Origin of the sequence: Pseudomonas protegens (assembly GCF_003732485.1) — a bacterium.
GTDB lineage: Bacteria > Pseudomonadota > Gammaproteobacteria > Pseudomonadales > Pseudomonadaceae > Aquipseudomonas > Aquipseudomonas protegens_B.
Genome location: NZ_MOAK01000080.1, coordinates 212,557 through 227,567, shown reverse-complemented (window position 1 = coordinate 227,567; position 15,011 = coordinate 212,557). Strand labels below are relative to the sequence as shown.

14 protein-coding genes, 1 pseudogene and 1 riboswitch are annotated in these 15,011 nt (G+C 62.0%); of the genes and pseudogenes, 5 read left to right on the top strand and 10 right to left on the bottom strand.

All coding sequences use genetic code 11. The features are described 5' to 3' along the window. From BLX41_RS22250 to ahcY, 4 genes are all read right to left on the bottom strand, one after another. Positions 1-1,106, bottom strand: a 1,106-nt coding sequence (locus BLX41_RS22250) for a DEAD/DEAH box helicase (protein WP_123726627.1), incomplete at its 3' end; no start/stop codon positions are given. Between the two features lie 223 nt (positions 1,107-1,329). Continuing rightward, a complete protein-coding gene (locus tag BLX41_RS22245; protein WP_123726626.1) occupies positions 1,330-2,145 on the bottom strand; it encodes a substrate-binding periplasmic protein in 816 nt (271 codons plus the stop codon). A gap of 120 nt (positions 2,146-2,265) precedes the next feature. Beyond that, complete coding sequence (gene metF / locus BLX41_RS22240; protein ID WP_123726625.1) at positions 2,266-3,111, bottom strand: methylenetetrahydrofolate reductase [NAD(P)H]; 846 nt, start codon at positions 3,109-3,111, stop codon at positions 2,266-2,268. A gap of 189 nt (positions 3,112-3,300) precedes the next feature. Beyond that, positions 3,301-4,710 carry an adenosylhomocysteinase gene (gene ahcY / locus BLX41_RS22235; RefSeq protein WP_123726624.1) on the bottom strand — a complete coding sequence of 470 codons (1,410 nt, stop codon included), beginning with the start codon at positions 4,708-4,710 and terminating at the stop codon, positions 3,301-3,303. 21 nt (positions 4,711-4,731) lie between these two features. Further along, positions 4,732-4,838: riboswitch (S-adenosyl-L-homocysteine riboswitch) on the bottom strand. A gap of 199 nt (positions 4,839-5,037) precedes the next feature. Here ahcY and BLX41_RS22230 point away from each other — a divergent pair. Beyond that, a complete protein-coding gene (locus tag BLX41_RS22230; protein WP_060841501.1) occupies positions 5,038-5,433 on the top strand; it encodes an acyl-CoA thioesterase in 396 nt (131 codons plus the stop codon). Positions 5,434-5,551: 118 nt separating this feature from the next. Continuing rightward, the gene (locus tag BLX41_RS22225) at positions 5,552-6,439 is read left to right on the top strand and encodes a formate/nitrite transporter family protein (protein ID WP_123726623.1); all 888 of its coding nucleotides are present in this window, start codon (positions 5,552-5,554) and stop codon (positions 6,437-6,439) included. On the opposite strand, the gene BLX41_RS22220 is transcribed toward BLX41_RS22225, so the two are convergent. Next, entirely contained in the window at positions 6,440-7,699 is a 1,260-nt protein-coding gene (locus BLX41_RS22220) for a cation:proton antiporter (protein ID WP_123726622.1), read from the bottom strand. 364 nt (positions 7,700-8,063) lie between these two features. On the opposite strand from BLX41_RS22220, the gene BLX41_RS22210 reads away from it, so the two are divergent. Together BLX41_RS22210 and BLX41_RS22205 are read left to right on the top strand one after the other, a co-directional pair. Continuing rightward, entirely contained in the window at positions 8,064-8,897 is an 834-nt protein-coding gene (locus tag BLX41_RS22210; RefSeq protein WP_123726620.1) for an EamA family transporter, read from the top strand. 34 nt (positions 8,898-8,931) lie between these two features. Continuing rightward, a complete protein-coding gene (locus tag BLX41_RS22205; RefSeq protein ID WP_102862043.1) occupies positions 8,932-9,315 on the top strand; it encodes an MAPEG family protein in 384 nt (127 codons plus the stop codon). Positions 9,316-9,395: 80 nt separating this feature from the next. On the opposite strand, the gene mltA is transcribed toward BLX41_RS22205, so the two are convergent. Further along, entirely contained in the window at positions 9,396-10,571 is a 1,176-nt protein-coding gene (mltA, locus tag BLX41_RS22200; RefSeq protein ID WP_123726619.1) for a murein transglycosylase A, read from the bottom strand. A 132-nt stretch (positions 10,572-10,703) separates the two neighbouring features. Here mltA and BLX41_RS22195 point away from each other — a divergent pair, with 132 nt between their 5' ends. Further along, on the top strand, positions 10,704-11,153 hold the full coding sequence (locus BLX41_RS22195) for a c-type cytochrome (RefSeq protein ID WP_123726618.1): 450 nt from the start codon (positions 10,704-10,706) through the stop codon (positions 11,151-11,153). A gap of 67 nt (positions 11,154-11,220) precedes the next feature. Here BLX41_RS22195 and BLX41_RS22190 read toward each other — a convergent pair whose 3' ends face one another. From BLX41_RS22190 to BLX41_RS36005, 4 genes and pseudogenes are all read right to left on the bottom strand, one after another. Then, on the bottom strand, positions 11,221-11,616 hold the full coding sequence (locus tag BLX41_RS22190; RefSeq protein WP_123726617.1) for a DUF1090 domain-containing protein: 396 nt from the start codon (positions 11,614-11,616) through the stop codon (positions 11,221-11,223). A 125-nt stretch (positions 11,617-11,741) separates the two neighbouring features. Then, entirely contained in the window at positions 11,742-13,415 is a 1,674-nt protein-coding gene (gene ligB, locus BLX41_RS22185) for an NAD-dependent DNA ligase LigB (RefSeq protein WP_123726616.1), read from the bottom strand. Positions 13,416-13,640: 225 nt separating this feature from the next. Beyond that, entirely contained in the window at positions 13,641-14,831 is a 1,191-nt protein-coding gene (gene metK / locus BLX41_RS22180) for a methionine adenosyltransferase (RefSeq protein ID WP_123726615.1), read from the bottom strand. A gap of 19 nt (positions 14,832-14,850) precedes the next feature. Continuing rightward, positions 14,851-15,011, bottom strand: a pseudogene (locus BLX41_RS36005) (ArsR family transcriptional regulator); the annotation flags it as partial.

The window sequence follows — 15,011 nt, the reverse complement described above, 5'->3', positions numbered from 1 at the left end:
TTGGTCATGCGCTCGATGCTTTTCAGCAGTTTTTCTTCGTCCGGAGCTACCAGGGAGATGGCTTCCCCCGAGCGGCCTGCACGGCCGGTACGACCGATACGGTGCACATAGTCTTCGTCGACGTTAGGCAGCTCGAAGTTGACCACGTGGGGCAGCTGGTCGATATCCAGGCCGCGGGCGGCGATATCGGTAGCGACCAGGATGCGTACGTCGCCGGCCTTGAAGTCGGCCAGGGCCTTGGTGCGGGCGTTCTGGCTCTTGTTACCGTGGATCGCCACAGCGCTCAGGCCGTGCTTGTCCAGGTACTCGGCCAGGCGGTTGGCGCCGTGCTTGGTCCGGGTGAACACCAGCACCTGTTCCCAGGCACCGGCGGTGATCAGGTGTGCCAGCAGTGCACGCTTGTGGCTGGCAGGCAGGCGGAACACCCGCTGCTCGATACGCTCCACCGTGGTGTTCGGCGGGGTGACTTCGATGCGCTCGGGGTTGTGCAGCAGCTTGCCGGCCAGGTCCGTGATGTCCTTGGAGAAGGTCGCGGAGAACAGCAGGTTCTGACGCTTGGCAGGCAGACGGGCGAGGACCTTCTTGACGTCATGGACGAAGCCCATGTCGAGCATGCGGTCGGCTTCGTCGAGCACGAGGATTTCCACGTGGGACAGGTCGACGCTGCCTTGGCCGGCCAGATCCAGCAGGCGGCCGGGGCATGCCACTAGTACATCGACGCCGCGAGCCATGGCCTGGACCTGCGGGTTCATGCCGACGCCGCCGAAGATGCAGGCGCTGACGAACTTCAGGTCACGAGCGTACAGCTTGAAGCTGTCATGCACCTGTGCGGCCAGTTCACGGGTCGGGGTCAGGACCAGTACGCGCGGTTGGCGCGGGCCGTGACGCTGGGATTTGTCCGGATGACCGTTGGGAAACAACCGTTCCAGGATCGGAAGGGCGAAACCGCCGGTTTTACCAGTACCTGTCTGTGCCGCGACCATCAGATCGCGACCTTGCAACACGGCGGGAATGGCCCGCTGTTGCACCGGAGTAGGCTGGGTGTAGCCGGCGGCTTCGATGGCGCCGACTAAAGCCTCGGAGAGACCGAGGGAAGCAAAGGACATGAGTAATCCTGTTTTAGTGAGGGCTTGGCCCAAAGGGATAATCTTGCCGGGCGTGAATGGCGTTTAAGAGGACGCAATCCCGTCCGGTCCTGCTGGCCTGAAGACTTATCCATCCCAGGCTCGCGCGGGCCGGTTGGCTGCGCCGTAGCGTGGTGGAGAGGCCTTGAACAGGTTCCAGCGTCCGGGCGTAAGCCTGGCGGGAGGCCGGAGTATAACAGAGCAATCAGTGTGCGCTGCTTTCCTGCTGCTCAACGGTTTTTTCTGACTCCCGGGTGGAGGACGACCTGACAGGGGGCAGCACAGGTTCCGCCCCGTACTTGGCGCTCAACTCGGCGTAGGCCGGTTCGCGCTTGAAGCGCTTGAGTTCGGCGCCGAAGCGTTGCACCAACAGGTCCATCCCGGCGTTGCGGCGCACCGCCAGGTACTGGCTCTGGCGGCTGATGACCGCGGGGTTCTGGCTGACCTGATCGCGAATGCCCAGGCTGTCCAGCAGATGCTGACCCACTCGCTTGTCGGTGATCAGCAGGTCGATCCGCCCCAGTAGCAGCTTGCCGAAGTTGGCTTCATGGGTCGGTGCCGGTTCACGGTTGAACAGGGTCGAGCTGCTGAAGTCATCGCTATACAGGTAGCCGGGAGAGGTGCCGATGGTCAGGCCCTTGAGTTCATCCAGGTGCTTGAACGGATGGGGGCGCTGTTTGGCGTAGAACATCACGAATTCCACGTCCGAGAGCGGTTCGCTGGGGTAGAGCAGGGTGCTGTCGCGCTGGTCGCTATGAAAGATATCCAGGGCTCCGTCGGCCTGGCCGGTTTCCAGCATGGCCAGGCAGCGTTTCCACGGCAGGAACTGCCACTCCACTTCTATCCCCAGGCGCTGAAAGACAATGGCCGTGGTTTCGTAGTCCAGGCCCAGGGCCTTGCCGTTTTCCTCATAGACATAAGGTGCCCAGGGTTCGGTGACAACGCGCAGCTTCTCGCCATGGGCGGCGAGGCTCAGGCAAGTGCAGAGGAGGGCTGTCAGCAGCTGGGCAATGACGGACATTGCTGGAGATTACGACGAGAGATCATGCAATTGCTAGGGGCAGTTCCAGCCGCTCTAGATCAAGGCTGAGGCAAATAAAAAGGCCCCGGTTTGCGCCGGGGCCTGGTGAAGCGTCGCCGATCAGCGCGGCAGCTTCAGGTTGTTCCAGATGGCCAGGCTCGGGTCGGCCTGGTTCAGGGTGTAGAAGTGCAGTCCTGGTGCGCCGCCCTGCAGCAGGCGCTCGCACATCTCGCTGATGACCTGCTCGCCGAAAGCCTGGATGCTGGCGCTGTCGTCACCGTAGGCCTCCAGCTGCTTGCGGATCCAGCGAGGGATCTCGGCGCCGCAGGCGTCGGAAAAGCGCGCCAGCTTGCTGTAGTTGGTGATCGGCATGATGCCCGGCACGATCGGGATGTTCACACCCATCTTCTGCACGCGCTCGACGAAGTAGAAGTAGCTGTCGGCATTGAAGAAGTACTGAGTGATCGCACTGTCGGCACCAGCATTGGCCTTGCGTACGAAATGGGTGAGATCGTCTTCGAAGTTGCGTGCTTGCGGGTGCATCTCCGGGTAGGCGGCGACTTCTATATGGAAGTGGCTGCCGGTTTCTTCACGGATGAAGCTCACCAGGTCGTTGGCGTGGCGCAACTCGCCGCTGGCCATGCCCATGCCCGAAGGCAGGTCGCCACGCAGGGCAACGATGCGCTTGATGCCGGCTGCCTGGTACTGCAGCAGCAGGCCGCGCAGGTCGTCCTTGCTGTCGCCAACGCAAGACAGGTGCGGTGCGGCAGGGACTTTTACTTCGCTCTCCAGTTGCAGCACGGTGTTGACCGTACGATCACGGGTCGAGCCGCCGGCACCGTAGGTGCAGGAGAAGAAGTCGGGGTTGTAGCCGGCCAGCTGACGGGCAGTGGCGAGCAGTTTTTCATGCCCAGCATCGGTCTTGGTCGGAAAGAACTCGAAGCTGTAGCGACGATCTTGGGACATGGAAGCAACCTCCAGCTACAAGCCGCAAGCTGCAAGCGCCAAGAGAAGCGTGGGTGCGCTCATCTCCTGATTCTGGAGCCTGTTGCCTGACGCTGTTTAAGCAAATAGGGGCAAAGCTTGAGGCTTTGTGCGGCAAGCCCGGCTTGTGGCCCTGGCTTGCCGCTTGAAGCTCAACGCTTGCAACTGCTCTTAGTAGCGATAAGCGTCTGGCTTGAACGGACCTTCAACGGTCACGCCGATGTAGTCAGCCTGTTGCTTGGTCAGTTGAGTGACCACGCCGCCGAAGCCGCGAACCATTTCCAGGGCCACTTCTTCGTCGAGTTTCTTCGGCAGGACTTCAACGGTCAGGCGCTCGGCTTTCTGGGCCGGCGACAGGTCGGCGTACTTCTGGCCGAACAGGAAGATCTGCGCCAGAACCTGGTTGGCGAACGAACCGTCCATGATGCGGCTTGGGTGACCGGTGGCGTTGCCCAGGTTCACCAGGCGGCCTTCGGCCAGCAGGATCAGGTAGTCGTCGTTCTGTGGGTCGAAATCGCCATGGCCGGTACGGTGGATCTTGTGTACCTGTGGCTTCACTTCTTCCCATGCCCAGTGCTTGCGCATGAAAGCGGTATCGATTTCGTTGTCGAAGTGACCGATGTTGCAGACCACAGCGCGCTTTTTCAGAGCCTTGAGCATGTTTGCATCGCAAACATTGACGTTACCGGTGGTGGTCACGATCAGGTCGATCTTGCCCAGCAGGGCCTTGTCGATGCTGGCTTCGGTGCCGTGGTTGATGCCGTCGATGAACGGCGAAACCAGTTCGAAACCGTCCATGCAGGCTTGCATGGCGCAGATCGGGTCAACTTCGGAAACCTTGACGATCATGCCTTCCTGACGCAGGGACTGGGCCGAGCCCTTGCCCACGTCACCGTAGCCGATGACCAGCGCTTGCTTGCCGGACAGCAGGTGGTCGGTGCCGCGCTTGATGGCGTCGTTGAGGCTGTGACGGCAGCCGTACTTGTTGTCGTTCTTGCTCTTGGTCACCGAGTCGTTGACGTTGATCGCAGGAACCTTCAGCTCGCCCTTGGCCAGCATGTCCAGCAGGCGGTGCACGCCGGTGGTGGTTTCTTCGGTCACGCCGTGAACGCGCTCCAGCACTTGTGGATACTTGTCGTGCAGCAGCTGGGTCAGGTCGCCGCCGTCGTCGAGGATCATGTTGGCGTCCCAAGGCTGGCCATCCTTGAGAATGGTCTGCTCCAGGCACCACTCGTACTCTTGTTCGGTCTCGCCTTTCCAGGCGAACACAGGGATGCCGGCGGCGGCGATGGAGGCAGCGGCCTGGTCCTGAGTCGAGAAGATGTTGCAGGACGACCAGCGAACTTCGGCACCCAGGGCAACCAGGGTTTCGATCAGCACGGCGGTCTGAATGGTCATGTGGATGCAACCGAGGATTTTCGCGCCCTTGAGCGGCTGTTCGGTCAGGTACTTGCGGCGCAGACCCATCAGGGCCGGCATTTCCGACTCGGCGATGATGGTTTCGCGACGGCCCCAGGCGGCCAGGGAAATATCGGCGACTTTGTAGTCGGTAAAATCTGCAGGCGTGTTTACAGCGCTCATCAAGAGCCTCCATTCGTAGTGTGCGAATGGGCGCCGTTGTGCGTTTAGTGTCCGTACAGGGAAACCTGTACCGACAACGCCCCATCCGAGCCTGACAGGTCATGCCTGCTGCAGCGCCCCTCGGACAGGTGGCGGGAAAACGGTATCAAGTGCAGATGACCGTTTTGAAACGGTGGCGATTATAGCCGCCTGAGCCAGACTTCCAAAAGTGTTTCTGTTGCCTGGATGAAGATCGTTAATCGCGACCATAGTCGATGTTGCATAGAGCATGACCGCCCGGTCTGCCATTATGCCGGGCATCAATTGGCAGGACGTTCAGGAGTGCATATGAATTTCCACACCCGCAAGTGGGTAAAACCCGAAGACCTCAACCCCAACGGCACGCTGTTCGGCGGCAGCCTGTTGCGCTGGATCGACGAAGAAGCGGCGATCTACGCCATTGTCCAACTGGGCAACCAGCGAGTGGTCACCAAGTACATCTCGGAAATCAACTTCGTCAGTGCCTCACGCCAGGGCGACATCATTGAGCTGGGCATTACCGCCACCGAGTTCGGTCGCACCTCCATTACCCTGACCTGCGAAGTGCGCAACAAGATCACCCGCAAATCCATTCTCACCGTTGAAAAAATGGTCTTCGTCAACCTGGGTGAAGACGGCCTGCCGGCGCCCCACGGCCGCACCGAGATCAAGTACGTCAAGGACCAGTTCAAGGACGAAGCCTGAAACCATTCGCCGGCGAGGGCCTTGATCCCATTCGCCAGGCAGCGGGCTCCGATCCGGACGGAACAGCCCTGAACCCCGCGTGTCGTAACTCATACGACCCACCTGGTTCAGGACTCCCATGGACACTCGAAACGACGGTAAAACCCCCGGCCTTTCGGCTGCGGAGCAGCAGGACGTCGACCGTAACCAGCCGCCCCGCGCGGCGGTCCTGCACGAAATCATCCGCACCCAGGGCGATCAGGAGCTGGAGCGCAGCGTCGCCGCCCTGTGGTGGTCGGCTCTGGCGGCCGGCCTGACCATGGGCTTGTCCCTGATGGGCATGGGCCTGCTCAACTCCCGCCTGCCGGATGGCGAGGCCTTCAAGGTGATCGCCAGCTTCGGCTATTGCGCGGGCTTTCTGGCAGTGATTCTCGCGCGCCAGCAACTGTTCACGGAAAACACCCTGACCGCGGTACTGCCGGTGATGAGCAAGCCGAGCCTGAAGAACTTCGGGCGGTTGTTGCGCTTATGGGGTGTGGTGCTGGTGGGTAATCTGTGCGGCACCCTGCTGGTGGCCTACGTGATGCTGCATCTGCCGATCTTCGACAGCCGGACCGACCAGGCCTTTCTGGAAATCGGTCGCAAGGTGATGGAGAACGACAGCTCGCAGATGTTCGCCAAGGGCATCATCTCCGGCTGGATGATTGCCACCATGGTCTGGATGATTCCGTCCATGGAGAGCGCCAAGATGTGGATCATCATCCTCATCACCTACCTGATGGCGCTGGGGGACTTCACTCACATTGTGGTGGGTTCGGCCGAAGTCTCTTACCTGGTGTTTGCCGGCGAGCTGGGATGGCGGGATTTCTGGCAGGTTTTCGCCGGGCCGACCCTGGCGGGGAACATCATCGGCGGCAGTTTCATCTTCGCTCTGATCAGCCATGCCCAGGTGCGCAGCGAGAGCGGCACAGCGAACAAAAACGCGGATCGGGCAGTGGCGCCCGACCCGCGACAGATCAAGAAGTGATCAGTGGGCCTCGGTCTTGGCTACCGGGGCATCCTGGGTGACGTGGCGCACCAGTTTGCCGATGGTCAGGCCCTGCAGCAGGATCGAGGACAACACCACGATGTAGGTGATGCTCAGCACCAGGTCGCGCTCCGGTCCCAGTGGGAGGGCCAGGGCCAGGGCCACCGAGACGCCACCGCGCAGGCCGCCCCAGGTCAGCACGCGAATGGTGCCCCGGGGCACGCTGCGCCAGCGGCGCAGCAGGAGGATTGCCGGGGCCACGGTGAGCAGGCGCGACAGTATGATGGCCACCGCCAACAGACTTGCGGCCGCCAAGTGCAGCCAGCTGAACGGCAGCAGCAACAGTTCCAGGCCGATCAGGGCGAACAGCAGGGCGTTGAGCATGTCGTCCAGCAGCTCCCAGAAACCATCCAGGTAACGCCGGGTCATGTCGTTCATCGCCAGATTGCGCCCCAGATTGCCGATGATCAGGCCGGCTACCACCATGGCGATCGGCGCCGATACGTGGATCTCGCTGGCCATGGCCGAACCGCCGATTACCAGAGCCAGGGTCAGCATCACTTCGATCTGGTGCTGCTCGATGCTCTTGATCATCAGGTACACCAGGTAGCCGATCAGGCCACCGAATACCACGCCGCCAACGGCTTCATGGACGAACAGCCAGGCAGTGGCGCCCACCGTCGGGGTTTCACCCAGTTGGGCGATGCCCAGCAGTACGGTGAACACCACTACCGCAGTGCCGTCGTTGAACAGCGACTCGCCGACGATAGTGGTCTTCAGCGGCTTGGAGGCGTTGGCGGTCCGCAGTACGCCCAGCACCGCGATGGGGTCGGTGGGGGAGATCAGTGCGCCGAACAGCAGGCAGTAGAGGAAGCTCACGTGCCAGCCGAACAGGCCGAAGATCCAGTAGGCCAGGCTGCCGATGACGAAGGTGGCGATCAGCACGCCGACGGTGGCCAACAGGCCGATGGGCCAGCGATAGCTGCGCAGATCGTTGAGGTTGACGTGCAGGGCGCCGGCGAACAGCAGGAACGACAGCATCCAGTTCATCAGCAGGTCGCCGAAGTCGATCTTGCCGATCAGCTCCTCGACATGTTCCTCCAGACCGGGGAAGCCGAGGTAGCTCAACCCCTGCAGCAGCAAGGAGAAGAGCAGGGCAGTGACCATCACGCCGATGGTCGGCGGCAGGCCGATAAAACGGAAGTTGACGTAGGTAAGCAGGGTGGTCAGGCAGATAAAGGCAGCGACAAGTTCAAGCATCCGGACTCCTTTGGATGAACACAGAAAAAGCAGCCTGAACTCTTTCAGGCCAAAGGTTTGATGTGCCAGCGGCGGGACGGGACACAGTTTGTTGTGGCGCAGGGGGCTGTTCCCTTGCAGCGCAATGCTGTTTCGCCGCACAGATTGACCACAGCGAGGTGGTGACGTTGCAGGCCCGCCGGGAAAAATGCCCCGGGCACGTCCATGCTGCCGAATTCGCTGCCGCCACTGCCAAAAAAGCGGGCGGCCCGTGCAAGCGGGGTTACCGGCATGCGAGGATTCCCCCTCTGTGGTCGGGCGCTCTGCTCAGGCATGGCCGTACCGCACGAGATCCGATGACCTTCAGGCAAACAGGGAGTGTGAGGTGCTGGCGACAAGTCTGGTTCTGGTGGCGGCGCTGCTGCATGCGGCATGGAACACCCTGATCAAGTTCAGTGGCGAACGATTGTTGGTGGTGGCCTGCATGGACAGCGTGGCGCTGCTGTTCGTGGCAATCATGCTGTTTTTCCTGCAATGGCCGCCACCGGAGATCTGGCCCTGGATCATCGCCTCGGCGGCCTTCGAGCTCTTGTACCGCTATTTGCTGATCCAGGCGTATCGGGTGGGGGACCTGGGTCTGGTCTATCCATTGATGCGCGGCTTGTCGCCCCTGGTGGTGCTGGCCCTGACCCTGATCTTTGCCGGTGAGGCCCTGAGCACTCAGCAAATCCTCGGTATCCTGCTGATTCCCTTCGGCATGCTTTGCCTGCTCTGGCAGGGCGGAGGCGGCGCGCGCCTGCCCTGGAGCATGCTGCCGGTGGTGGCGCTGATCGGCCTGTGCATCGGTTGCTATACCTTTATCGACGGCCAGGCCCTGCGCCGCTGGTCGCACCCGCTGGACTACCTGACCTGGGTCACGCTGCTCAGCGCCTGGCCCTTTCCCCTGGTGGCGGTGGTGTGGAAGCGGCCCGCGTTTGCGCAGTTCTGGCGTGAGCAGTGGCGCCTGGGGCTGAGCGTCGGCTTCTGTGTACTGTTCAGCTACGCTCTGGTGCTTTGGGCCATGCAGTTGGGCTCGATTGCAGAAGCGGCGGCGCTGCGTGAAATCAGTGTGATTCTGGTGGTGCTGTTCGGTATGCGCTACCTGAAAGAACCTTTCGGCCGGCCACGGCTCTTAGCCTGTGGATTGGTGCTGATTGGCATGTTGGTGATGAAGTTCTGAACACTCCCTAAAATTCTAAAAAAGGATTTGCTCCATGACTGTCGCTTTCTGGTGTGTGTTGATCGCAATTGTTCTGCCCTACCTGTGTACCGCCATCGCCAAGGGCGCCGGCAAATATGGGCTCCGCTACAACCATGACCCACGGGCATTCCTGAGTACCCTGGAGGGGCTGCCCAAGCGGGCCCACAACGCGCAGCTCAACGGTTTCGAGGTAACCCCGGCATTCGCTGCGGCAGTGATCATCGCCCATGTGGCGGGCAACGCCGAACTGGTGACCATCAACGTACTGGCGGTGCTGTTTGTCACCAGCCGCCTGCTGTACATGATCTGCTACCTGGCGGACTGGGCGATCCTGCGCTCCCTGGTGTGGTTCGTGGGCATGGGCCTGATCGCCAGTTTCTTCTTCGTTTCAGTCTGACCCTTGCCTTCGTAGGAGCCGGCTGCGGGCAGAGCTACCCGCAAGATCGTCTTCGCCGGCAAGCCGGCTCCTACACAGGGTTAAGGGGTATTGGGAACTTCCGGCACTTTGGGCAGCGCCGCCCCCTTGGGCCAGAGCATCCAGATCTGGCCGGACTGCTTCATGTCGCCGGCCAGTTGTCCGGCAGCGTCGCCAGTGCCCCAGAACAGGTCGGCGCGCACTTCGCCGGTGATAGCGCCGCCCGTGTCCTGGGCGGCCACGGGACGTACCAGGCTGCTGCCATCGGGACGGGTGGTGGACAGCCACAACAGGCTGCCCAGGGGGATGACCTTGCGATCCACTGCGACGCTGTAGCCAGAGGTCAAGGGCACGTTCAGCGAGCCTCTGGGGCCTTCGTTGCTGCCCGGGTTGCGATTGAAGAACACGTAGCTCGGGTTGCTGCCCAGCAGTTCGGGAATCCGCGTCGGATGGGCCTTGGCCCAGGCGGCGATGGTGCCCATGGTCACGTCTTCTTTTTTCAGTTCCCCCTGCTCCACCAGCCAGCGGCCGATGGGCCGGTAGGGATGGCCGTTCTGGTCGGCATAGCCGATCCGCAGTTGGCGTCCGTCATCCAGCTGGATCCTTCCCGAGCCCTGGATCTGCAGGAATTGCAGGTCCATCGGATCGGTCAGCCAGGCCAGCACCGGAGCCTTCACCCCCTTGGTCTCGATGGTCGCGGCATCGTCATAGGGCTTGAGGACCCGGCCTTCGAGACGGCCCCTCAGGCGCTTGCCCTTGAGTTCCGGATAGAGGCTGTCCAGCGCGACGATGATCATGTCGTCCGGCACGCCGTATACCGGCACATTGGCCGTCCGGGTCTGGGTCAGGCTGCCGGGATACACCGGTTCGTAGTAGCCGGTGATCAAGCCGGTGCTGCTACCGCTGCCCGAGCGCAGCCCATAGACCTCCAGGTGTTCCCTGAGAAAGTCACGGATAGCGGCCGGGGTCTGTGGCACGTTGGCCGCTGCAGCGCAGGTGGCGCCCCACACCGGGTCGGCTTTCAAACGGGTGCAGGCGCTGCGCCAGGAGCCGAAGCCGGCCAGCAGGTCGTTATCGGCAACGTTGGGCAGCGACTCCCAGGATGCGCTGTTGTAGGTGGCCAAGGCGTGGGTTGGCTCAGGCTTGCCGTTGTCGCCGCCGTTGCAGCCGGCGAGCAGTGCCAGGGCCGGCAGGGTCCAGAGCAGGTGGCGACGCCAGCGGAGGAAGCTCGGGTTCATGCTGTATTTCCTTTAAGAGTTATCCACAGACTGGGTGGTTGCGAACAACCCCTATTATTAATAGGGCTATTGGTGTTTGCCGGGGAGGCGAGGATACTGGCCGCCGTTTCCGTGACCTGACCTGAAGCCACCATGACGCTAAAAAGACTTTCTGTTGTATTGCTGGCCTGCCTGACGCTTTCCGCCTGTGGCGGTGTCGACCCCAACTCGCCCCTGGGTCAGCGCAAGGCGATCTTCAAACAGATGCTCAAGACCGGTGAGGACCTGGGGGGCATGCTGCGTGGGCGGATTCCGTTCGACGGTGCACGTTTTGCCGAAGGTGCGGTCAAGCTCGACAGCCTGTCCCATGAACCCTGGAAGCACTTCCCCGAGGTCAAGGAAGAGGATCACACCAGCGCCACCGATGATGTCTGGCGCAAGCAGGCGCGATTCCAGGCGCTGGCGCGCAACCTCGAGGCGGCCACCGGCGAACTGGTGACCATCAGCCAGGTCCAGCCTTACAAGGCCAGTAACCTGGGGCCGGCAGTACAGAAGGTCGAGGACGTCTGCAGTGCTTGCCACAAAGAGTTCCGCAATCACTGAGTGGCGATTCCGACAAGCTGGCTTGCGCTGGTGAGGGAGCAGGCTCCCTCACCGTGACAGGCGCTGCTTACTTGTCCAGCTCGTCCAGGGCTTGCTGCAGCTCCTTGCGGGATTCGGCGAGCTTGTCCTTGCGCTTGTTGATCTTCTCCGAGTCGCCTTTTTTCATGGCCTTTTCCAGATCGGCCTGACGTCGGCTGACTTCGTGCTTGGCTTCCAGCACTTTGTTTTCCCGATCCTTCTTCAGCGAGGCATCGGTGCAGTGGGTGGTGACTTCGTTGAGGGCGCGCTCCAGACCGGCTTGCTGATTGCTGTTGCCATGAGCCTTGGCCTGTTCGATCTGGGTCATGATGGCCTGGCGCTTGGCGGCACATCCGGTCAGTTGCGGGGCTTGTTCGGCGGCCAGCAGGGGCGCGCTCATCAGGCTGCACAGGGTCAGGGCAGCGAGGGATGGAAACAGTTTCATGGAAGGCTCCAGGTGGAAAAAAAGATCAAAAAATAACCAATTCAAATATTGATGCTGGTATCGGGAGTGGGTTGTTGGAGCCCAATCCCGCCTGGGTGGTTCAACCTCCGCCCCGGGATGACGGACTAAAAACCTTCGATACCCGCATCGCTCAAGGTTGCACGCAGCGCCAGTACCTGTGGATCACGGAAGAACGCCGTCAGTTGCGCAGCACGTTCCGCTCCTATCCCTGCCTCATCCTGCCAGTCCTGGCTGCTTTTCAGTGCCAGGGCTTGCCATGGCCCGCTCAGGTCGGCTGAGCCACTGGGTGGCAGCCCCAGTGATTTCAGCCAGCGAGGGAAGGGTTGCTGTCTCGCCCGGTGCAGGCTCTCGAGCAAACGAGAGCTGCTGCGTTTGCCGAAGCCGGCAATGTTAGCAAGCTCTGCCTGATCCAGGGTCAGCCAATCCAAAAGGCCTTTGATACGGCCTGTTTCAACCAGCCTGGTCCAGGTTTGCTCGCCGACATTCTGCAGGTCCAGGCCCTGTTTGCTGCTGAGCCAGGTCAGTCGCGCGAGAAACTGACTCTCGCAACCGGGAGATGGCTGCCAGCAGCTCAAGCCATGAAAGTCCTCCTGGGCCGGGGCCTGGATGGCCTGGCGTTGCGGGCTCCTGAGTACCACGCCCTCCAGGCGAGGAATGGTCAGTCCGGCAAGGCTGATGGCCACCTGATCGCCGGGCGCTATATCCAGTGTTCGCCAGCGTTGTAGCGAGCCGACGCTGACGCGGCGGATCTGCCGGTCATCGAGGGTGACAGGCTCGACATCGAGCAAGGGGGTGATGCGTCCGGTGCGGCCGATTCGAAATCGCACCTGGCGCACATTGGCCAGGGCCTGGGCGTAGGGATATTTCCACGCGGCAATCCAGTGCGGGGTTTTGGCCTGCCAGCGCTCGGCGGCCGGGCGCTGGCTTTGTCGCAGAATGATGCCGTCGCTGGCAAAGGGCAGGGGAGAACGGTACCAGTGCTCTCGCCATTGCCGGGCCTCGCTGAACCCGTTGATGGGCCGGCTGTATTCACGGCCTTCGGTAAAGCCCAGCTGCGCCAGTTGCTCCAGGCGTTCACTCAAGGTGGCGGGGCCTTGTGGCCAGTCCCAGACAAACAGGCCGATCTGCTGTGCTTCTGCCATCGGCAGGTGTTTGCGTGCCAGCCATCCGGCGACCCGGCTGCGGGCATTGAGGCTGCCTGCGCGGGCCTGGATGTGCTGCTCCAGTCGTTGATACAGCTCCCCTTGCAGCAGCAGGTCCACAGGCTGTGGCAATAGTTTGGGAATGGCCGGGATCTGTCGGGCGCCGGCGCTCCAGTCATGGCCCAGCAGGCCGTCACCCCGGCTCAATGCCTGGTGGAAGCGGCCCTGACGGTAGATCAGGGTCACGGCCACGCCGTCGATCTTGGGTTGTGCCCAAATACCTTCGCGGCCTTTTAGCCAGAGCTGTACGGCGTTGTCGTCGGGGAGCTTTTCCACCCCGGTGTGAGCAATGGGGTGGGGGATGCTGCCCCGGGCGTCGAGTAGCGGCCGGTCCGCAGTGACGGGAATCTGTGGGAAGCACTGCCGCAGGTTGGCCAGGCGCTGGCGAGACTGGTCGTAGAGCTCGTCGGCTACAGGCGATTGGCCGTGGCGGTGGTAGCGGGTGTCCCAGATCTTGAGCTGTTGCTGCAGGGCACTGATTTCCTGGTCGGCCTGAGACGTTGGCCAGTTGGGGCATTGGGCCAGGGCGGGTAGGCCCGCGAGGGCCAGAAGCAGCAGGAAGAGTCTTGGCAGCATGGGGAGCATCCTTGCTCTGATGGGCATGCATTCAAGGCTAGAGGGGATTGGCTGCGGGCTTGGACGAAGGTGTTTGCCGGGTGTTTCATCGGGCGCCAAAACTCGTCGTCAATGGCCCGGGGCCCTGAATCGACGGTTGTCGACTGGCTTTGGAAGGAAACCTTCAGCCACAAAAAAGCCCCGCCGGGCGAGCCGGGCGGGGCTTTGGATGTTGCCAGGTGAAGCTTACAGGCCGGCAGCAGCGCGCAAGGCGTCGGCGCGGTCGGTTTTTTCCCAAGTGAAGGTGGTGAAAGTGTCCTCACCCACGGTCTTGGTTTGTGGCGCACGGCCGAAGTGACCGTAGGCCGCGGTTTCCTGGTACATCGGGTGCAGCAGGTCGAGCATGGTGGTGATCGCGTAAGGACGCAGGTCGAAGTGCTCGCGGACCAGCTTGACGATCTTGTCGTCGCTGATCTTGCCGGTGCCGAAGGTGTTCAGGGAGATCGAGGTAGGCTGGGCTACGCCGATGGCGTAGGACACCTGGATCTCGCAACGCTCGGCCAGGCCGGCGGCGACGATGTTCTTGGCGACATAGCGGCCGGCGTAGGCGGCCGAACGGTCGACCTTGGATGGGTCCTTGCCGGAGAACGCGCCGCCGCCGTGACGGGCCATGCCGCCGTAGCTGTCGACGATGATCTTGCGGCCGGTCAGACCGCAGTCGCCCACTGGGCCACCGATGATGAACTGGCCGGTCGGGTTGATGTGGAACTGGGTGTCTTTGTGCAGCAGTTCAGCTGGCAGCACGTGCTTGACGATCAGTTCCATCACGCCTTCGCGCAGGTCGTTGTAGGACACTTCCGGGTTGTGCTGGGTCGACAGCACCACCGCGTCGATGCCGACCACGATGCCGTTTTCATAGCGGCAGGTGACCTGGGACTTGGCGTCTGGGCGCAGCCATGGCAGCAGACCCGATTTGCGGGCTTCAGCCTGGCGGTGGACCAGCTGGTGGGAGAAGGCAATCGGAGCCGGCATCAGCGCCGCGGTTTCGTTGCTGGCGTAGCCGAACATCAGGCCCTGGTCGCCGGCGCCCTGATCTTCAGGCTTGGCCCGGTCGACACCTTGGTTGATGTCGGGGGACTGCTTGCCGATGATGTTCATCACGCCGCAGGTGGCGCCGTCGAAGCCGACGTCGGAGCTGGTGTAGCCGATCTCGCAGATCACGTCGCGGACGATCTGCTCCAGGTCGACCCAGGCGCTGGTGGTGACTTCGCCGGCGACGATGGCAACACCGGTCTTGACCAGGGTTTCCACCGCTACGCGGGCGTGCTTGTCCTGGGCAATGATGGCGTCCAGCACCGCATCGGAAATCTGGTCAGCGATTTTATCCGGATGCCCTTCAGACACGGACTCGGAGGTGAAAAGGGAGTATTCGCTCATCTCGACGGTTTCCTAAAATTTACCGATGGTGAGTGTCGCCAGCCGGTCGCTGAAAATGGCGGACCTGGATCTGGAAACCATTACGTAAGCCTACATAGAGACTTTCCCCGGGAGTCAGTCCCGCAGCGGTGGCCCAACGAGCCAAATCATCTTGTTCGAACCCTAGCCAGAGGTCGCCGC